Origin of the sequence: Pantoea sp. Lij88, assembly GCF_030062155.1 — a bacterium.
Classification (GTDB): Bacteria; Pseudomonadota; Gammaproteobacteria; order Enterobacterales; family Enterobacteriaceae; genus Pantoea.
This window is the reverse complement of record NZ_CP118269.1, coordinates 3,452,344-3,472,835: the sequence shown is the minus strand read 5'-3', so window position 1 is coordinate 3,472,835 and position 20,492 is coordinate 3,452,344. Positions and strand designations below refer to the sequence as shown.

The 20,492-nt window shown below is 43.3% G+C and carries 16 protein-coding genes, 1 tRNA gene and 1 pseudogene; 8 read left to right on the top strand and 10 right to left on the bottom strand.

Annotated features, from left to right (window positions below):
- Positions 1 to 9: 9 nt before the first annotated feature.
- On the bottom strand, positions 10 to 645 hold the full coding sequence (locus PU624_RS20135) for a hypothetical protein (RefSeq protein ID WP_283546377.1): 636 nt from the start codon (positions 643 to 645) through the stop codon (positions 10 to 12).
- Positions 646 to 775: 130 nt separating this feature from the next.
- The gene (locus PU624_RS20130) at positions 776 to 1,285 is read right to left on the bottom strand and encodes a YjjA family protein (protein ID WP_283546376.1); all 510 of its coding nucleotides are present in this window, start codon (positions 1,283 to 1,285) and stop codon (positions 776 to 778) included.
- A 531-nt stretch (positions 1,286 to 1,816) separates the two neighbouring features.
- Between PU624_RS20130 and PU624_RS20125 the strand changes: the two genes are divergently transcribed.
- Positions 1,817 to 2,218, top strand: coding sequence for a DUF2382 domain-containing protein (locus PU624_RS20125; RefSeq protein ID WP_283546375.1), 402 nt, complete (start codon positions 1,817 to 1,819; stop codon positions 2,216 to 2,218).
- 16 nt (positions 2,219 to 2,234) lie between these two features.
- A complete protein-coding gene (locus tag PU624_RS20120) occupies positions 2,235 to 3,230 on the top strand; it encodes a YsnF/AvaK domain-containing protein (RefSeq protein WP_283546374.1) in 996 nt (331 codons plus the stop codon).
- Between the two features lie 774 nt (positions 3,231 to 4,004).
- Here the strand turns inward: PU624_RS20120 and PU624_RS20115 are convergent.
- The 4 genes from PU624_RS20115 to PU624_RS20100 form a co-directional block, all read right to left on the bottom strand.
- Complete coding sequence (locus tag PU624_RS20115; protein WP_029519648.1) at positions 4,005 to 4,214, bottom strand: hypothetical protein; 210 nt, start codon at positions 4,212 to 4,214, stop codon at positions 4,005 to 4,007.
- Positions 4,195 to 4,836, bottom strand: coding sequence for an Ssp6 family T6SS pore-forming effector (locus tag PU624_RS20110; RefSeq protein ID WP_283546373.1), 642 nt, complete (start codon positions 4,834 to 4,836; stop codon positions 4,195 to 4,197). Before PU624_RS20110 ends, PU624_RS20115 begins: the two co-directional genes overlap by 20 nt.
- 359 nt (positions 4,837 to 5,195) lie before the next feature.
- Positions 5,196 to 5,873, bottom strand: coding sequence for a class I SAM-dependent methyltransferase (locus tag PU624_RS20105; RefSeq protein ID WP_283546372.1), 678 nt, complete (start codon positions 5,871 to 5,873; stop codon positions 5,196 to 5,198).
- Positions 5,870 to 6,883 (bottom strand): HNH endonuclease family protein, encoded by a 1,014-nt coding sequence (locus PU624_RS20100; protein WP_283546371.1) that lies wholly within the window; start codon positions 6,881 to 6,883, stop codon positions 5,870 to 5,872. The genes PU624_RS20105 and PU624_RS20100 overlap by 4 nt, the downstream gene beginning before the upstream one ends.
- Positions 6,884 to 7,259: 376 nt before the next feature.
- Here PU624_RS20100 and PU624_RS20095 point away from each other — a divergent pair, with 376 nt between their 5' ends.
- The 6 genes and pseudogenes from PU624_RS20095 (at position 7,260) to PU624_RS20070 (ending at position 11,489) form a co-directional block, all read left to right on the top strand.
- Positions 7,260 to 7,721, top strand: coding sequence for a hypothetical protein (locus PU624_RS20095; RefSeq protein WP_283546370.1), 462 nt, complete (start codon positions 7,260 to 7,262; stop codon positions 7,719 to 7,721).
- 109 nt (positions 7,722 to 7,830) lie between these two features.
- Positions 7,831 to 8,862, top strand: coding sequence for a DUF1176 domain-containing protein (locus PU624_RS20090; RefSeq protein WP_283548040.1), 1,032 nt, complete (start codon positions 7,831 to 7,833; stop codon positions 8,860 to 8,862).
- Positions 8,863 to 8,984: 122 nt separating this feature from the next.
- Positions 8,985 to 9,069: transfer RNA gene (locus tag PU624_RS20085), tRNA-Leu, on the top strand.
- Between the two features lie 197 nt (positions 9,070 to 9,266).
- Positions 9,267 to 10,512, top strand: a pseudogene (locus PU624_RS20080) (tyrosine-type recombinase/integrase).
- 102 nt (positions 10,513 to 10,614) lie between these two features.
- Positions 10,615 to 11,079, top strand: a complete 465-nt coding sequence (locus PU624_RS20075; RefSeq protein WP_283546369.1) for a hypothetical protein — start codon at positions 10,615 to 10,617, stop codon at positions 11,077 to 11,079.
- On the top strand, positions 11,028 to 11,489 hold the full coding sequence (locus tag PU624_RS20070) for an HNH endonuclease (protein WP_283546368.1): 462 nt from the start codon (positions 11,028 to 11,030) through the stop codon (positions 11,487 to 11,489). The genes PU624_RS20075 and PU624_RS20070 overlap by 52 nt, the downstream gene beginning before the upstream one ends.
- Positions 11,490 to 11,775: 286 nt before the next feature.
- On the opposite strand, the gene PU624_RS20065 is transcribed toward PU624_RS20070, so the two are convergent.
- The 4 genes from PU624_RS20065 to PU624_RS20050 form a co-directional block, all read right to left on the bottom strand.
- Positions 11,776 to 13,539, bottom strand: coding sequence for a response regulator receiver domain (locus PU624_RS20065; protein WP_283546367.1), 1,764 nt, complete (start codon positions 13,537 to 13,539; stop codon positions 11,776 to 11,778).
- A gap of 4 nt (positions 13,540 to 13,543) precedes the next feature.
- Positions 13,544 to 16,546, bottom strand: coding sequence for an ATP-binding protein (locus PU624_RS20060; RefSeq protein ID WP_283546366.1), 3,003 nt, complete (start codon positions 16,544 to 16,546; stop codon positions 13,544 to 13,546).
- A gap of 12 nt (positions 16,547 to 16,558) precedes the next feature.
- Positions 16,559 to 17,617: a DNA cytosine methyltransferase gene (locus PU624_RS20055; RefSeq protein WP_283546365.1), complete on the bottom strand. Its 1,059-nt coding sequence runs from the start codon at positions 17,615 to 17,617 to the stop codon at positions 16,559 to 16,561.
- 616 nt (positions 17,618 to 18,233) lie between these two features.
- Positions 18,234 to 19,970 (bottom strand): hypothetical protein, encoded by a 1,737-nt coding sequence (locus PU624_RS20050; RefSeq protein ID WP_283546364.1) that lies wholly within the window; start codon positions 19,968 to 19,970, stop codon positions 18,234 to 18,236.
- Positions 19,971 to 20,492 lie beyond the last annotated feature (522 nt).

The window sequence follows — 20,492 nt, the reverse complement described above, 5'->3', positions numbered from 1 at the left end:
TCTCCCTGATTAATGTTTCGGGCGCTCCAGCGCCTCAAGCAGCTCGGGGAAGAAGTCCTGCAGGATTTCGGGCGTCATCAGTTCGGGATACTGCATCAGATGTTCGCGGATACGTTCGTTGACGTCCGGCAACAGACGCTGGGCCGCGGCACTGGCGGTGATTTTGTGCTTCTTCATGGCACGCAGCAGATCGCCGGGCAGCGAGTCTTCGTCGTCGGCGTCATCGACCATCTCCAGCGCGTCCAGCTCATCGAACATCTCCATCAGCGCTTCGGTCTGCGGCGTGCGCGACTCATATTCACGCGGATGTTCATCTTCCAGGAAGCGCAGCATCGCGCGCATCGGTGTGCCGTCTGGCGTGGAGGGCGGCTCGGTTGCGAACCAGCTCAGCAGCTGATGCATGGTGACCTGATGGACGCGGAATCCGCTGTCGACCAGCTCATCGGCCAGCAGCTCGGCGGTTTCGTTTTCAATCAGGCAGATGTGGGTGCGTTTAGGTTCGTACTGCTCCAGCCACTGATAGATCTCTTCAATCACGCCATCGTCATACTCGAATTTTTTGCTGAGATAGCTGTCGTCCTGTTCGTGAACGCAGGCCTGAATCTGATCGGGGTCGAAGTAAAGTGCGATGTTGATGCCTTTCATGCGTGCTGTCCTGTAGAAATCAAAACAACACTATAGCGCTCAACCCCAGGTTAAGGGAATGTCAGGCATCACAGCAAGGGGGCGTTTAACGCTCCCCTCCAGCAAGAGAGGGGAGAGAAGAGGAGAGGGATCAGGAGATAAAGTTTTTGCCCTGCTTCAGTACCACGTCGCAGGCTTTGGTTTTCAGCTTCTCACCCATTGGCGAGTTGCTCAGGCTTTGCAGATTAAGCTGCTGGCCGTTACCGGTATTCAGCAGACCTGCCACACCCTGGGTGTAATCGGTTTTCTGTTCCTGCGCAGTCGTCGTATTCAGACCGAGCTTGCTCAGCACCTGATCTTTTACCGACTGCACATTGTTTTTCACCACATTGTGTTCGACGCAGTACTGCATTACACCCGCGGCGTTAGTCATGCTGTTGGCGCTGACCGCTTTGTCGCCGCCGCCCAGCATGCTGGTAATAGAAGAGAGCGACAGGCCGCCATTCTGCTGCTGCGTGCCGGTGGTGCTGCCGTTGTTCTGCTGGCTGAGCTGCGACGCTGCACTGCTCAGCTGATCCTGCCAGCTTGCCGCTGATGCACTGCCCGCGACCAGAAGTGCCGCCAGTCCCCATCCCCACGCACTGCGTTGTGCTAGTTTCATCTCAACCTCTGTATGTGCTTATTTGTTTTGCTAAGAAAGGCTGACGAGCAGAAAGTTCCTGCTTTTCTTTTATAAATAGCGCTTTGGGAATCTTCTGTAACAGGGGTGATAAACGTTTCGGGTGAGTGAGACTGTTATTATTTCCTGATGCAATTTTTCTGGATGGATAATATGCGAGCGCTGCTGAAACATTATTTAATATTCTCTGTGGATTTATCAGGAATCGTCCTGGTTTAAATTAACGTTACCGCTTTGCTTATAAATGAATTTTTAAGGGGTTTCGTCTAAGTGGTTAATATTTACCTGTGAAACTATATTTTTATAACTTGTTGAATTTTAGTTGTTTTATATTTTTAGCGCAGCGGTAAAATAAGCGGGTTAGCTGGTTTATTGATGTTCATTTCTGTACCGTAATTAATTTTAGGTTCAGGATTTTTTATTATCCCGCCTTGCGGAATCCGCGAGAGTGTTCATGCTTAATCACTGTGTCAGGCAGTTGTGGCAGATATTTAATTTAACGGGAGCGATATTATGGCTGGACAGCCAGAGCACAATAATAATGCAGAGGTCACGCTTAAAATCGCTGAAGAGCAAATAGCCCTGACGAAGCAAAAGATTGTGGATGGACATGTCCGTGTTACCCGTTCCACAACTGAACATGACGAGGTCATCAGTACACTGCTTAACCGGGAGAAGGTTGAGGTTGAGCATGTAGCGAAAGCGCAGCCCGTTGAAACAATGCCTGAGATCAGGGAAGAGAACGGTGTACTGATTGTCCCGGTAGTAGAGGAAGAAATCCAAATCGTCAGAAAGCTGGTGCTTAAAGAGGAGATCCACATCCGAAAAGTGCAGGAGAATGTTCCTTTTCAGGAAGTGGTGACCCGACGTGAGCAGCAGGTAAAAGTTGAGAGAGATGACGATCAAATTAGCTAACAGAGAGGAACCTATCATGGCACAGGAAAAAATCGTAACACTGTTCGATTCTGCAATTCAGGCAGAGGCCGCGAAAAGAAATCTCGTGAAAGCAGGCTTTTCTGATCGGGACATCAGTCTTATCAGTGGAGAACGTTTGCAGCAGGAAGGGCAGTCTGTCCGCCATCCGAGCCTGTGGCAGCGTCTGTTTGGGCATGACGTCGATAAAGATGAGGCGGATGTCTACACCCGAGCAATGGACAAGGGCGGTGTAGTGCTGACCATCCGTACTGAGGAGGAGAAACTGGCCCGCGCCATGACGATTCTCCATTCTCATGACTCGGTAGATGTGCCGTCACGTATGCAAAGTTCCGTTGAGAACGGCACCGCCGCGCCGGGCATCAACCCGACGGCAGGTAAGCAGTTTGCCGGTGAGACCAACGACCGCCCGGCTGAACCGCTACGCACCTCACTGACCGGTGATGAGAGCGAAGCAGATATTCTGCGTCTGGCCGAAGAGCAGGTGGAAGTGGGTAAACGTCTGGTCAGCGAAGGCTCCACCCGCGTACGACGCTATACCGTGACCGATACCGTCTCTGAAGATATCTCGCTGCATGAGCAGCACGCTGACATCTTCCGCCGCTCGGTGAATGAACCCGCGCTGGCCGGAGAAGTGGACTGGTCGGAGAAAACCGTCGAGGTCGCTGAGACCCATGAGCAGCCGGTAATCAACAAAACGACCCACGTGAAAGAAGAAGTGGTGGTGCGTACCGACGGCAGCGATCGTACCGAGACCATTAACGACACGGTACGTCGTCAGGAAGTGGATATCGACCATGCACGAGGTGGTCTGGAGAGCGAGCTTCCGGGTACGACAGCAGGGGTAAAACCTGCTGCAGCGGGCGCGGCGACGCAGTCACCCGGCGCGCACAACCGCGACCACAAAGAGAGCCTGACTGAGAAGGTGAAGGACAAAGCCAGCGAAGTGAAGGATAAGGTCGAAAACAAACTGCATCATGACCATACGCATTGAGGCGCCTGGCCTGACAACAACAGGCGCTGATGGGCAGATTTAATGCCCGATGCTGAGCATGCAATATGCAAGGAAGAGCCAACCGCGAGGTTGGCTCTTTTGCGTTGTGTGGGGGGCAAGTGAGCGGTTAAGGTTGCGGCTTGTTATGGTGGTGCTGCCGTTATTTTACTGGCTGAGCAGTAACGCTGCATTGCTCAGCTGATCCTGCCAGCTTACCGCTGATGCACTGCCTGCTACCAGACGTGCAACCAGTCCCCATCCCTACGCACTGCATTGTGCTTGTTCCATCTCAACCTCGGTATGTACTTATTCAGTGTTCTTAAAAAAGGCTGAGGAGCAGAGCATTCCTGACTTTCTTCATTAAATAGCGATCTGGAACTCTTTTGTAAAAAAAGTGATGAAATATTCAGATGCTTGTGGTTATTATTTTTTTGTGAAGTGATTTTTTAAGTCAGTAATAAGCAAGTTCCGATTTGCTTGTGGCAAATTTTATAAGCGGCCTCCTCGGGTTGTGTGGTATTTATCTTGGAGGTTATATTTGCCGAGTCGTGCTTTTTTCTTTTATTGTTAATGGAATAACAGGCGTGCCGATGAATTTAATGCCGTGATTGAATTAAGGCTGAAAGATTTTTTATTATCATGCTTTGCGAATATCGCCATATCCACCTCCTGACTGATCTATTCCGCAGGCGGCAAGGACAGCGTGTTCGTTAGATATCTGGTCTGAACTCATGACGACTTATGCTTGTTGTCCGGGCTTTAGTCAGCACAGGGTTAACGGCGGTCTGGCTTTTCAGCTATCAGCCAGGTCAGGCCGTAAACAACCAGGCCCACAACAAGAACGAGTAGCGGAGCAATTATGCGCATGGCACCCTCATTCAGTGTGGCTGCCAAAAAAATGCCCACCACCATAGCCATTAATACCAGACCGCCAGACACTTCGGCGATGAGCTTACGAAGAAGTCTAATAAGTTTCGATAGCATTAATAAATTCTCTGGAGGCTGAGGGGTTTTTACGTAACATTTCACCCATTTTGATGAAGTTCTGCAGGGGTTCTTCGAACATGAAATAGAGCATGTCGTAGTCGTTAATCCGCAGTTTTCGCCACAGTTCAGGGTTTTGCATCTGAAGTCGTCTGGAAGCTTCACAGGCGCGGGAAATTACGCCCTGAGCAATGACGCCGCCAGTCAGTCCACCGGTCAGTCCACGGAGTGCCACGCGGGAAATGAATGACAGCATGACACCACTGATGACCTTTGATCCCAGGTAAGAAGACAATGTAAGTTGCGTAGCCGTCCGGCTGGTCATTGACGTTGCGTTGCCTGTCAGCTTGTCATAAACCTTACGCAGTGCAGGTTCGGGAAGGTACTGCAGCGAATCATCAATGATGATATTAACGATTTTCGCTATCTTATTTCTGTCCCGGAAGGCCTGATAGACAGCCCGGCCAATGCGGACGTCGTCATGCATATTGCGTGACTGGATGCGCCTGCCACCATCAGAAAGGTTTAAATCCTGAAAGGTTCGCTCTAGTCCCAGATAAAAATCCATCGGTACTGAAACTACGCCCGATAAGACTGAACTGGCGAGCATTGTTGCGTCCATTGCTTTTCCTCGGAAACCGTGTCCATTGATGAATTAACATTAAAATATTGTAACTGTGATGGCAATCTTTTGAGGGGCCTGACCGCGCCAAAATGACAGCTGTTTAAGATTTTATGTAAAAACTTTCCTTGAAGTTTCAACGTGTACCCGGCGCGTATAACCTCGACCACAAAGAAAGGCTGACTGAGAAAGTGAAGGATAAAGCTGGCGAAGTGAAAGATAAGGTCGAAAACAAGATGCATCATGACCATACGCATTGAGGCGCTCATCCTGACAACAACAGGCGCTGATGGGCACTGATAATGTCTGATGCTGAACATGTGATATGCAAGAAAGAGCCAGGGCCTTTTACAGGGCAGCTAGAAGATTAAACTTTTCCTGATAATCGCATTCAGCCACACTTCGTCGCCGCGTCCGATACGAACATCGCCGGTCTGCCAGATTTTATCTATTTCAAGAGCAAATCTCTTTACCGTTGTGTCCTCAGAGCCAGCCTCACTTTTTATCTCCGTCATATTTTTAGTCAGGGGGCCACCGCCGGGAGTATTTATCCTCTCGACCAGTTTCTGTAACCCAGATGCATCCATATCCGTAAATCTGCGCCCATCCTTTTCCCGTTCGCCGCGGCCATGTTTAAAAGAGAGATACCCTACGCCGCCAGGCTTCAGCGCCATTGCCAGTTTGGTCATGACGCCGGGTAGTTCAGCTTCGGAAACATGCAGCAGCGAGGCGCAGCACCAGATACCGTCATATCTTTCAACCGCATCCACATCCTGAAAGCGCATCTGCGCTATAGGCTTTCCGGATAACTGGCGAGCCAGCGCCACCAGCTCCGCCGATGCATCAAAGGCTTCGACGTCAAAACCCATTTCACTAAAGGCTTTGACGTCACGGCCTGAACCACAGCCCGCATCCAGAATGCGTGCGCCCGGCGGCAGGCAGTCAACAAAAGGCGGGTAAAGCGCAGACATATCTACGCTTGCCGTATCGGTAAAAAACCGTTGAGCGTTCTGTCGGTAATAATCTTCGTTGCTCAAAACAGGCTGTCTCCCTGTGCCGCTGGCTGCCACTCGTGGAGCAGAGCAAATTTTGCCGTATCCCAGCTGTTTTGCAGGAAGCTGTGCCGCAGCATCGGCGTTGCGCCGGTCTGGCGGAGTAACGTCTCCCGCAATGGCAGATGGCTGTTAATAAAGTACTCGTTTCGATCATGCAGCCGCTGCAGCAGCGTTATCGACGGGATACGCGCAAACTTACCCTGAGCGCCACGATTACAGGTCTGGCAGGCCAGCACCAGATTCCAGACACCGTTAAGGTTGCCGATCTGCTCGCTGAGCATCAGCGGCAGGAAGTGATCGACATCAGCCAGATTCTCCTCGCCGCCCGTCACGCCAATGGTACGGAAGCAATAAAAGCACCGGCCTTTCTGGTAGCCGTTCAGGCTGCTGCGACAGCTGGTAATATCGACGCGGCGACCGCTCTGACGGCTGAAAAGCATCTTGTCATTATCGTCATAATCAACCGCAATCAGATTGCGTGAAACGTTCATCGCCCAGGCTTCTTCAACCAGCCGCCATCTGGCATTCGTCTCAGCTTCCAGACTGGCAAAGTGTTCGGTTTCCGTCAGCTGATAAAAGTTGTCCGTAAGCCGGATGCCTTTATGGCTTCGCCGTTCATCCAGGAAGAAGCGTTTGTCGATCTCAGCGTGATTCACATTATGAAAAGCATCGATGACGTTAGCAAAACCGCGCTTAACGGTAATAGTGATCAACTGTTCTTCGTTGATTTCGCCTGCGTTGAATTGTCTGCATGCCTCCAGAAACTCGCTGCTTTTGCTGGTGATCTGCTTCGGCGCATAACGCAGATGGGCGCATAAATGCCGCACAAAGGGCACGGCCAGCTCATCCAGCGTAATCAAATCATTGTCCGGCTGCTTCAGATCGTACAGCGCATGGGCAAGAGCAAATTTATAGGACGCGACGTTTTTGCCAAAAAGAATAACGCCTCGCCAGTAGTTTTCAAGGCGGGGATCGGCCTGGTAAAAGCGCATGCAGGATCCTGTTTTGCGAGACGGCTCGAGGAATTCACGTAACAGGATCACATAACAAATATCGATAAATGTAAACCGTAAAGGTCGGGAGGGGGTTGGGCGTTTCCAGGAGCGAACAGGCGTTGTAAGTCGATGGAGACAACATCGGCGTGATAGGCAAGTAGAGGGAGGATCCACAGGCTAAAGCGTTGGGTCATTGCCGGTTTTATTCAGGCAACTTAGTCGTAAGGCAGGCGCTCAGCGCTGTCTGGAACTGGCACTCGTCAGACAGATCGTACTGCACTGAAAGATGATCGGGCAGGGCGGTAAAAACGGATAACGGCGTCACATCTTCCTGGATATAATCAGGAACTATCCGCGCAGTCTGGGATGTTAAATGCATCAGATTTTTTCGTTTATTGTTTCCCTATTGCCGTTAGCTTTAATCATTTTATTTATCAGGTATTGCTTCAGGCCTTTGCCCCTTAAAAAAGGGTTACCTCCTTCTCCAGGCGAGATGAAAAAGATATCGGCTAACACCCCGATATTAAAAAAATTGGGTATGAACACGGAAGATTATTACTATGACAGCGACTTCCTGTATCAGCAGCGTGACGGCGAAACTCTCTGCAAAGTGCCGCTGGAAAATATTATCAGGATAAAAGTCACCGGAACCAAAGTCAGTAATCGTAGAGTATGGCTGGTGCGTTACGTCACCGGGTCTTATCGCACCGAAAGGGAGTTCAGAGTGCTGAACAACTACAGCCTTTTTAATCGGGATTTTGCCGGTTTTCTTGCCGCCGTGAGAGAGGCCAATCCAGCGGCCGAGGTGCAGGAAATGACCCTGGGGCGTCTGTAAAACGACAGGGAGGTATGGCACTCCTGCGCCTGTTTTGACCCGAGGTGAGAGTGATATCAGCACTGATATCAGAATTAAAACTTGAGGGATTAAAGTGAACTGTAAACCGATGCTTTTCGTGCTGGCGATGTTCTCCCTGTCGGCTCAGGCCGCCCAGAGCGGCAAAACGCTTGAGCACAAAGACTGGGAAGTTGTCTGTGATAACACTCTGACCTGCCGCATTGCAGGTTATGCCAAAGAGGAAGATCCCTCCGGCTCCATCCTGCTCACCCGTGCCGCTGGACCTGGAACGGAGACAGTGGGAGAAGTGACGCTGGGCGATACCGAAGATGACAGCGAGCCAGCGGAAAAGCTGACGCTGTGGATCAACGGGAAATCAGCTGGCGATCTGGTGGCGGCTGATGACAACTGGCGAATGTCAGCCAGTCAGACCTCTGCGGTAATCAGCGCCGTCAAAGGTAGCGGTAAAGCCGAGTTTAAAGGCGGCACAAAGCCATTCCAGCTTTCTGGCGAGGGCGCGTATGCCGTGCTGCTGAAAGCGGACGACGTACAGGGCCGTATCGGTACGCCAGGCGCGCTCACCAAAAAAGGCAATAAGCCGGAAAGCAGCGTAGTTAAGGCTGTGCCCGCACCGGTTATCCAGGCGGCTAAAACCCTCGGCGGCGAACCTCGTTTGCTGACCGCGGCGGAAAGCGACGCGCTGAAAACCCGACTGCTTGCAACGGTCAATCATAATGATGATGACACGTGCGACAGCCTGTATTCACCTGCAGAAAACAGCGATCCGGAAACCGACGGACTCACGCTTACGCCACTGGATGACACACACGCTTTGCTTTCAGCACTCTGCTGGCGTGCCGCTTATAACGAAGGATATGGCTACTGGGTCATTGATAACCAGTTAAAAGGCAAGCCTGAGCTGGTGACCATTTCCGGGTCGGATTACGACAAGGGCGAGATTACCAGTGTGCAGAAAGGCCGGGGCATCGGTGACTGCATGAGCCAGGAAAGCTGGGTATGGGATGGCAAGGCCTTCCGCAAAAGCTATGACGGTGGGACCGGCATGTGTCGTTACATCCATGCGGGCGGCACCTGGGATCTGCCGACGCTGGTGACTGATGTGAAGGCTGTTTCGGGTTAAGCAGGTGAACCTGAGAACCCAAAAGACGGTTTTTTCAGCAGTTGCACATTCGCCTGCGGATAAGGGTTGCGGAAACAGGGGGTAACGGTATAATCCTCAACGTTTTCCGCATACCCTTCAGTGCCGAAGTGGCGAAATCGGTAGACGCAGTTGATTCAAAATCAACCGCCGCGAGGCGTGCCGGTTCGATTCCGGCCTTCGGCACCATGTATGCAATTTAAAGTCGCTTAAGGGCGGCTTTTTTTGTGTCTCAAGTTCGGTATCCGCAATGTTTTCATCCTCGTTCATTCATCCGAAGCCACCTTATTCAAACTACAGCAAGTTACAGATGCGAGTACAACTGTGGCTACATCTTGGTTCGATAATGTTTGTACCCATACAGAAGCCTTGAAAGAATACCCATCATGGCTTTGAGAAATGTGAAGGTACGTTCGGCTAAGCCTGAAGCAAAATCCTATAAACTGACTGACGGCGTTGCTGGTTCACCTTAACGGCTCAAAATACTGGCGGCTAAGCTATCGCTTCGGTGGTAAAGAGAAGATGCTGGAGCTAGGGAAATACCCTGAAGTGTCATTGGCGGATGCCCGGGCACGCCGGGATGAAGCCCGTAAGCTGTTAGCTAATGGCGTCGATCCCAGTGAGAACAAGAAAGCTGTTAAGGTAGAGCAGGAGCAAGAGGCGATAATGTCTGAAGTGGTAGCCAGAGAGTGGCACGCCAGCAATCAGAAGTGGTCTGCATCGCACAGTGTTCGTGTATTGAAAGCCTCGAAGATAATCTCTTTGCTGCTATCGGTAAGCGGAACATTGCTGAATTGAAGACACGGGATCTGCTTGTACCCATCAAAGCCGTCGAGTCATCCGGGCGGCTCGAAGTTGCCGCCCGTTTACAGCAGCGTACTACCGCGATTATGTGTTTTGCTGTGCAGAGCGGCTTAATCGACTATAACCCCGCGCAAGAGATTACCGGTGCGGTTGCTACGGCGAAAAGACAGCATCGTGCTGCTCTGGAACTTAACCGTATTCCTGAATTACTTCAACGCATCGATCGCTATTCTGTCAGGCCGTTAACCCGACTGGCTGTCGAACTTATCTTGTTAGTTTTTATCCGTTCAAGCGAGCTGAGATTTGCCCGCTGGTCAGAAGTGGATTTTGAAACGGCTATGTGGACGATTCCGGCGAGCGTGAACCGCTGGAAGGTGTTAAGCATTCTCAACGTGGTTCGAAGATGAGGAGTCCTCATCTTGTTCCTTTGTCGCGACAAGCTCTCGCTATCTTGGAAAATATCAAAGCATGAATGGGAACCGAGAGCTGATTTTCGTGGGCGATCACGATCCACGTAAGCCGATGAGTGAGAATACGGTGAATAAGGCGCTGAGAGTGATGGGTTATGACACGAAAACGGAAGTCTGTGGACATGGATTCAGGACGATGGCTTGTAGCTCATTGATTGAATCGGGTTTATGGTCGAGATATGCGGTGGAAAGGCAGATGAGCCATCAAGAGCGTAGCTCTGTTCGGGCAGCCTACATCCATAAGGCGGAGCATCTGGGGGAGCGTAGGTTGATGCTGCAGTGGTGGGGGGAATATCTTGATGAGAATCGGGAGAGGGGGGTAAGTCCATTTGACTATGCAAAAAAGAACACTAGATAAGAATTTGTTTTTATGAAAAATGTTTTTGGTCTTATTGCCAGTTATTAACATTACACTTAGTTATTTAATAATTTATTTGATTTTTTCTTTAAGGGTTTTATAATGAAAGTTATTTCTGAGGATAATAAAGAGCTTAATGCTTCAGTTTCTATAACAACCTTAGATGGAGTATTCGGATTAGTACTTGAATCTAGGGGAGGAGCAAAAGGTAAAAGTAATGAAAGGAATTCCGATTATACAATTGCTTTAGATGCCATATTATCTAGACTTCAGATTTGCAATGTCGAATATATAGAAGTGACATTAGTATCATCAAAATCAATTAAAACTTGGTCTGCAAGAGAAAGGGTTTTGATAATTGATGGTGAAACTAAAATAGATATCCGTAACTATGACATACTCACTTTAAGAAGAAAAATAAGTCACGCTCTGCAATCTTTTAAATCCAATATAAATGCTAAAGGCGGGAATGGGACAAAAAGAATACTGTTCAATACATCTTTAGATAGTAGTGGATGGTTGTCAATAATTCATGGGGGTTCTATGGAAAAAAATTTTCTGAAATAGGATTCAATATTGATGAAATAGATGCTAAGAGAGAGGTGGCTAATAGATTAGTTTCAATTAGACGTGGTCAAGCATCATTTAGAAAAAATTTGCTTTTGGCTTATGATGGTCGATGCGCTATAAGTGGCACAATGGTTGTTGAAACTCTTCAGGCTGCACATATCTACCCGTACATGGGGCAGGCAACGAATGAGTTAAGTAATGGATTATTATTGCGTGCAGATTTACATCTTTTATTCGACATGGGACTTATTTGCCTGAATAATGATTTTACAGTAAGCGTTTCGGCAAAATTACATAAATCAGAGTACTACTTTTATGATGGTAAGAAAATTTATTTGCCTGCTATTAAGCATCAACATCCAAGCCAATTGGCATTAAAAGAACGCAGCAGATTATTTAACGCTTGAATAGTTTATTGATTTAAATCTTCTTTTTTTAAAGGATAAATTTTTACATGTCCGTACAGTATTTGCATGGTGAAATTTAAGCCCAATATGAAATATTTATAATATTAGATGTAGCCTTTTTGATTGAGAAGGGGACTGCTACATATTCTATATTTTTTATGTGATAATTATATTTTAAGTGATACTGAAATTTATCATAATAAGCTATGACTGTATAAACAAAGTAAATTCTCTTGCTTACCTTAATAAGGCCCTCCAGCTATAAATACGTCTGGAGGGCTGAGGATTATGCAATGCTTATAGATGAGCTTAAACGCAACCATTCATTTGTATCTAGACCAATTCGAGAAATACTTGCAGCCACATGATTTGATATTGCTTGGGCAACATTATTTTTAAGCTCACCAACCCAAAATAGTTCCTCAATGCCTCCACTTTCTTTTTTACACTGAATTATATATTCATTGCTACCGGCTTGGTTGGAAGCTTTTACTGTACGGGTGGTTTTGTTGCGTTTAAGATCAAATTTACGGATACATTGAGTTGAGCATCTAGCCATCAAACGAATATTTTCACCAGTTTTTGATTGGATCACATGGGTGAACTTCCCTGTAGGCTCTTTAACTTCTTTAACTGCAAGGAAAAGAAAACTCGCATCTGAACTTAAACGGACGCTGTCACACAAAGGTTGTAAACAAATATAATACTTACCTTTTTTATCTTTTATTATCGAACCGAGTTTAATATTTGGAGCATATGCTAAATTCGTAAGAGAGAGGCCGTCACGACGCTTACACTCAATGATTGATAACTTTTCATGGCTATCGGTAGTCCCATTTTTTAAATTTACTTGAATTCTATTTCTTTCAAAAAAGCTGAGAGAATCTTGACCTTTACTAATTATTTTGGGTTCTGACTGTAGTATCGTGTCAATTTGTTCATTTTCTGTAGCTGCAATAAGTTCTTTCATTCTAGATGAACCAACTTTTCCCGATTCATCTCCTACTACAATCTCAAAGAAATCATCGTCATTTTCCATATTTACATGACTAAGCCAGTCTATTATTCTATTTTTTTCTAAGCTTAACTTTAAAGGGTGGCTTATTTGAATCATGGATTTTAATTCTTCAGCTATTAATTCAGCTGCATAATCAAGAGCAACTTCTTCAGCATTTTCTCTAACTTTTGGTGACGATAGCAATCCAATTACGTGCGACAAATAAGCAGGGTCTAAATCTCTACTAAAAGTATGAAGAATATGATGAGTTTTATCTCTCAACTCGCTAAGTGTGGATAGGGTTGCATTGGGTAAAAGTCCTATGGTCAGTTCGGTAAATAATGAGACAACTTCTTCTCGTAACTCTTTTGCGGTTGCTTTCTTTTCTATGACAGTAATTTGACAGAATTCTAAATCTGCATTATCAAAATTAATGTTATTTCCATTCGTTAAAACACTAAAATCTACACTCTGTAATGTTTTTGCAATATTTCCAGTAATTTCTGCGATATTCGGTTCTGCGGTGTAGATCACAATTAGTCTTAATCTTCCATGCTGATTTTTATCATGCTGTAATATTTTTAAAATACTTGCCTTAGCTAAGCTTCCGATTTCAGCACCAAAGTTTTCATCCATGCGCCAATCAAGAATTGTAGCATCTACACGTTTTGCGCTCAGTGTGATATTCTCAGCTGCATCTTCAATTGTCTTGAATCTATGGACGTCAGGAATAAAACCACTACAATTTATTCCATATTCAGCGAAAGCTAAAGATAGGTCTTGATAATCTAAATTATGAACTTCTTTTTCTAATCTATCCCTAATTGTAGACGAAGCGAGGCTAATATTTGCTATACCTAAACCACTATCCTCCTCACTTGAAGCACTTTCTTCTTCGCCAAAAGCAAAGGGGTCTTTATTACCAGCAGAGGCTGCCTCTTCCTGATTAGATATAGCATTACCAAAAAATAACTTATCGTCAATTGCAACTACATTACTCAAAAAGCTCTTAACAATACGTTGTGAGGTTTCAAAAAATAATCCTGTGCGCACAATATCACTCCACATCAATGTCGTTATGTTCGTTTTTTACAATCCGGAAAACTGCACCTGTATTGGGATCATATGGGTCAAGAGAGAGTTCAAAATCTTCGCGTGTTAGGGTTTGATGGGCGATATAAAGACCCATACCTTGTCCACCCAACCGGCGGCTAAATCCAAATTCGAATACATTTTGTTGGTCAATTGTCGGAATACCTGGGCCGGAGTCTTTGATAAGAAAACCATTAACACACGAATCGAGAGTAATCGTTTTTTGTCCTGAGCTTTTTGCTACCCAATAGATGGCATTATCAATAAGGTTGATAAATACTGGGTATATAGTAGAAGTAAAAGTAACTACACTTTGGTTATAAAAACCTTCAGTAAAATTAATAACAATTTGCTCTTTTTCTAAACGTTCTTCGAAGACAGAAATAATAAATTCACTAATAGCTTTGCCAGTTATGAGTGTACGCCTACGCCCAGTCTGTCTTGTTAATGGAATTAGGGTTTTTATATATGCATCAAGATGATCAAATCCAATGCGAACTCTATCATAAATTATTTTAAATCTTTCGTTGCGAGCTGCAAAAGGCTGCATTTCATTTAAAGCCCGACGAAGTGATAAAATGTTACTATTAAATTCATGTCCAAGAATACCAAGAGCCATTCCTAATTGAGCAAGATGTAAATTTTTGTCATGCTGTTCAAGTAAAAGCTCGTATTCAGTTTCTAAAATAGAAACTAACTCGGTAGAAGAAGTAGTATTTTGGTCAGTACCTTCTTTTGCTGCTTCGAGTCTATCGATTATGAGGTTTACATTATCTAATATTGCTTTTGAAGAATTATCTATTCTCGATTCTAAATCAGTTTTCAACTTATAGAGTTGTTCTGTTGTGACGCCTTGAAAACTGGTTGAATTGAAATCTTTAAAAACTTCAGCTGTATTCTGTTTAGACTGTTGCCTACTTTGATTTAGTAGTTGTCGTGCTTGTTGTTGCAGTTCCTCAAGCACCTTATTAGCTTTATTATATGCGTCATTAAGTTGTTTTCTTTGAGATTCTTCAAGTAAAGAAAGAGAGTCATTAAAACGATGCCGTAAACCTGTCCTGTCACCAAATCGATCTTCATAGTCTACTAATCTAGCACCAATATCTGCCTTACATTTTTCAATGTTAATAATGATTTCATTTTTCTTAACTTGGTATAGATCCCAACGATCAGCTAGTTCTTTATTTAATCCAACGCCAGATGGTTTGGTAATCTCGATACTTTCTAGTAATCTTCCGAACTCGTTAAGTCTAATTTTCTCCACATTGAAAACAAGGTCATCAACTGATAAGTTTTTAGGATCAAAATTGTCGAAAACTGATTGTGATTTTTCTTTTAAAGTTTGGAATGCTTTTTCGAAAATACCATTGTCAAGCTTCCTAAAGAAATTATCAAGAGAAGCTGAAAAACGTTTTCGTTTAGAAGCCTTGTAGCTTTCGCGTTTTTTAATTAATTCATTTTCACGTTGTTGGCGAGCTCTTGTTTCTATAAATGTTGCTGACTGGTCACCTTTATCGTTAAAGTAATCCGCCGCGACCTGAATAAAAAAATTCTCCAAAATGGCTTTGAATTGCTTATATGCTTTATTCTCGATGAAGCCTTCTCGCCCTGCCTTTTCTCTCAGTTCAGCATTGTTTGATTTAGTTAATTCTATTGCTCCAAACATCCTTCGGTATGAGAAAAAATATTCAGACATGCTTTTAGAACGACGTTGCTCAATACGAAGGAAATCAACGTCTGAATCACCATATGGTAAAATACGTATGCCATCTCTGTAGACATACAACCCTCCCATTCTGTCAGTTTTATCTCTCAGTTCTCTCCATGTTTCTGGAGGAATTTTTGTATCTCTTTGGAGGCCTTGCAAATAAGCTAAGTTAAGTCGAAATGATCCACATAATGTTTCTTTGTTACTGCCTTCAGGCCATGGGATAATTACATTTTTTTCTTCACCATAGATTCTTATCGTTCCTGAAAACTGTCCAAATTCGTTGAATAAACCATTAAAGTGATGATCAGCAATAGCAAACTCATCTGGTGTAAAAAAAACAGATTCACTGATTCTATCAATACACTCACCATGTAAAGTATGATCTCGAAAACGAGCCATAATCGGAGGATGCGAATTTTCGTACATCGTATTCGTGAAACCTAGCAATGATTTCTCAAGTCTTGAAGATTGATCTGTGCGTCTAGTAGTATTAAGCGTCTCAATATCATCGGCTAAAATTTCATCTACAGGTGTTATAATGAAATGGGTTCCCCCTCGATTGCCTTTTAGAGAAAGATGATCACGCTTTAGGTTGAGGTTATCATCGAGACTATTTAAATTAGCATCCCAGAATTCTGGGTCATAGTTGAACTGTTCTAGTTGCGATATAATTAAATCAATTTTTTTCTGTGAAATTTTACCGTTTAAGTTTAATACATTTTCCTTTGCTTCTTGTATGAGATTTTCGACATGTACTTTATAAAGAAATTCATTTTGAGGAATTTCTATTATTGGAATGTTAATATCTTCTAAATTTAACTTTGGTAAAGAAAAAAGTGTCCAATTGACAAAGGCTGCGACAATTTTACCGCTGGCTCCATTCCTGCGTGAACGAGTTATTACCATTACTTGGGGGCCAATTGAAGCGATAGCTAATCGGCCAATACCTTTTTCTCCCATAATAGGCCGAGACTGCTTAGATGTATCAACTTCTGGCATATCGATACTATCTTCATCGATTAGTTTACTATCAGTACCGATAGTGAGCCAGCGCTCCTCAAACTCTTCCTTAGTCATCCCAAGGCCATCATCGCGTAAAATTAATAAGTTTTTTTTCCGTATATAGTCTACTTCAACATTGTCTGCATAGGCATCATGAGCATTTTTAAACAGTTCACTTAATGCGGTGGGAATACCGGCGATCTGTTGTCTGCCAAGCATGTCAAGAGCACGAGCTTTAGTTCTAATATTTGCCATATAAAAATCGGGTCAACTATACCCGGTCTCCTTGTAAAATTTAGCCTGTTTGAGAATTGCTTCTGCAAAACACTGTGCCAAAAGTACTGGGACGGCATTACCTATTTGTTTAGACTTTGAAATATTGCTCCCCTCGAAAATAAAATTTGGGGGGAAAGTCTGTAAACAGGCTGCCTCTCGAAACGTAATAGCACGATTTTGAGTGATATCAGGGTGTCCAAATCGGCCATTAGAAATGCTTGTACACTTGGTTGTTAGAGTTTTACATGGCATATCCCACCTCATTCTGCCATAAACGTCAGTATGGCCGTTATAGTTTCGATGGCAATTTAGCCACAAGTGGTCAGGCCAATTTCTTCGATCTCCGCCTTCAGGAGTGTGCTGAAGGCGCTCTATATTTATGGGAGTAATGATAGCAGCAATATGCAGTGGGTCATCTGGGCTGCATTCACCTGCTTGTAAACTGGGTAGGTCACCAATATAGTCTCTGACTGTTGCGAATGGATTTTCTTCGTGGCCGTGTGTTGGTGCCGGGAAATCAGGATATCCACCCAATTTAGCAAGAACAACCAAGCGTTTCCTTTGTTGAGGAACACCGTAAAATTCACTAGATACTACTTTAAAATCATATTGATAGCCAAATCGGCCAATGAAATGAAGAAAATCTGCAAAAGGACCATTTTCTTCAATTTTGACACTTTGAATGCCTGGAACATTTTCAATAAAAATGAAGGCGGGGCGGAATGCTCTTATGAAGCGCTTCGTTTCTCCTAGAAGAGTTCTGCGTTTATCATCAACATTTCGAGTTTTGTTCTGTGAAGAGAATGGTTGGCAAGGCGCACAGGCACAGAATACCAGTTGTGCACTATCTCTTTCTGGCACTAACTTGGCAACATCCCGTATCTTGATATTTCTGATATCATCACGAATAAAATTTGTTTGAGGAAAGTTAGCTTTATAGCTGGCTTCAGCGCTTTCGTCGAAGTCGATACCTAAGGCGATATCAAACCCGGCCAGTTCAAAACCTTTACTGGCTCCACCGCACCCGCAGAAAAAGTCTATGACCCTCATTGATAAAGCTCGTCCTCTTAACTCATTGATTTTTCAATCATTAATATTTTTAGTGGTTATTAACATTACATTATATGTTGTATCTGTCTGATTGTAACCCTTTGGGAAGTAGAAAATTGTATGGTTTTAGAGGTGCTGCATCCTGTAAGTTTGAGCACTAAGATGCATTGCATAGTTTTGAGGATAAGCACGTTTGCTAGATCCTCATGAGTACGCAAACCATAGTTAAATGTTCAATAGTCTTTATATAAACTGAGGATAAAACCTAGCTATTCGATACTTGCTATTCTTAGAAAGCAAGAGTGTAATTAATGTGTTTAAAAACACGATAAAACAGATTGTACAGAGTGTTAGGTTACAACGAAGTGGCAGGGTGGCAGGTGATTGTACGGTAAAAGAAGAATTTATCACGGTTAATACATTTTTATTATAAAATGATTTTATGAGCTTGACGAAAGTTTAATAAAAAAATATATTCGATGTTTAAACGGATGATGTTTACTCTAAAAAGACCTTTTCTGAATATTGTTCAGAATCTATATAGGTATATATCTTTTAGTGAATATATACCTTTGTTGGGTATGTTTTTTATGTATTTTAAAATACACCTTAGACTCTAAGTTTCATGCTTTATGGTGAAACTTAAATCCTCAACAACCCATGTTGAGTTCGGTTCTTTGAGATGTTCTTCGTTTTTATATATTACCTCAAGTTCTTTTATTTTTTCTATAATGCTATTTATTTTGTTTTCTTTAACATCTTTGGCGTTATTTATTGAATGAATAGCATAATTCAGTTGAGCCCAATTGCAATAAATAGTGTCATTATTATATGATAGATTTTTAACAGGATAAGCATAATGCTTTGTTATAAATACTTTATATATGGTAAGAGCCGGGGTTTTTTTAGAAACACGTAATGTCGCTCTGACATCTGGCTGAGTAGTATCGGCTAACCATTTATTAATTGAATTTAGCCAGTTTTTTGCTTGTTCTTTTAGCCTCGCAGTCCTAGTATATTTCGCATGCAGATCGGAACCGTATAATTCTTGATGTTTCAACTGACAAAGGAAAGTATCTCCAGTGCTTTCTTCAATTATAACTAAGTCTATATCGGTTAATGTTCTATTATTGATTTTTATTTTTATGTTCTGCTTGAATTCTAATCCGTTAAAGTTTTTAGTTAATAGCCGCCTTACAGCATTTTGCAGCACTTTCTCTCGAGTTTGTTGGTGTCTGTCATAATCTTTACTAAAATGGTACCTTAGTGAGTCGAGTAAAAACTGGAATGGTGAGGAGTGTCGTGCCGTAATGCATCTGAAAAAGCTTTCTTCTGAACTCTGTATTAATAGTGGAAGTTCCGCACCGGGCCGATCTAACAAAGCAGTGTTTTTTCGACTGCAAGATAGAACTTCAAATATTTTTTTTGCATCATCAAAGGTCGTGTGTGTGTATCCTTTTAGAGCGGAGCCAAAATGGTTAATTGCTTCACACATGCTTTCTGTATATTCAGACGTGTATGACGATATTGTTAAAATATTTTCCAATTTGATTTCTGGATGTTTTGTTGTAAGCATTTCGGCTGATTTTTCGTGCCGGGAAAATGTTGACATTATAAAAGCTAAAGCAAGTTTATATTTTTGAAATTCAATACCACCAAATTTAGTCAGGTAATGAAAGGTATCATATCCATCATAATTGACTAATTCGTTATAGGATAGCGCAAAGAAAAACTCATCTAGTAAAGGAGAGGTTTCATAACCAATATAATGATTTGCAAAAGGATAAACTGAATCAAATAATTCTTTATCTACATCAAGCTTTAATTTTTGCATGAAAGATGTTTTGTAAATCTCCAATAAATTATTATTGTATATTTCTTTGTAGTAGTTGTTTATCGTGTTTTCATAGCTCTCCTCATCAATGATATTTGAGGGGAGAGTTATAGTAAAATCGTTTGAACCAGATTGTGTTATTTTAGCTATACCTGCATTAACTGATTGCCCTACTCTTCGGCCATGCTCAATCATACCTAGCCCTAATACTATATTATGCGTCAAAGAGCTTGTTTCACTATTCCTAAGAAACATTACTGAAGGGATTTTAAATGACTCTCGTGATTCGAGGGCAAGTTTTATGAGTCGCGTCACACCTATTTTAAATACGTAAAAGTATTCATCGTGACTAAATGATTTATTGTATTCACTGGTATGGTTATGATGCATCCAGTCAAGTTCATTAACTGCCGAACGTAAGATAATTCCCAACCCGTCATTTTTCAATAGAGGGGTGAATTTATCTTCTTGAATATTTAAAGAGGTGAAAAACGAGCTTAGAACTGCGTTCGTAGACATATCAGTAAGTTCCAATATTAGTTGTTAAATGTTAGCTACGAAATATCTTCTATCGTTCACTACTTCTTATATTATATTTAATGGAAAAGAAATAGTCTATGGATAAATTTTTAAAATATATTGTATTGTCTGTCATAAAGAAAAATACATCACTACCGTTTTTTATATCTTAGCACAAATCTACAAGTGATATGTTGGCGCGGAAAAGCGCTTTCACACTTATCTTGTCCTGTACTTTCTTCCGGTAGAGTCCTAAAAAGTGACGGGCCTCCACCAACGTATGTCTTTACAATAAGACTTCTATTTTATTTTTTTGCTCATATTTCCCCAAACGGATTATTTCTGCGATTACATCGATATAGATTATCGCCGAACATAGTAGTAGTCTGAACGGTGCGTAATAGAAGCGGAGTTGCTGATATCGATATAACCCTTAACATCTATTATGCAGAACCGACCATTCTTCACGACAAGATGAACTGTCCAGAGAATGTCTTTGTGGTTCCTGCCTGCCTGGCTGGA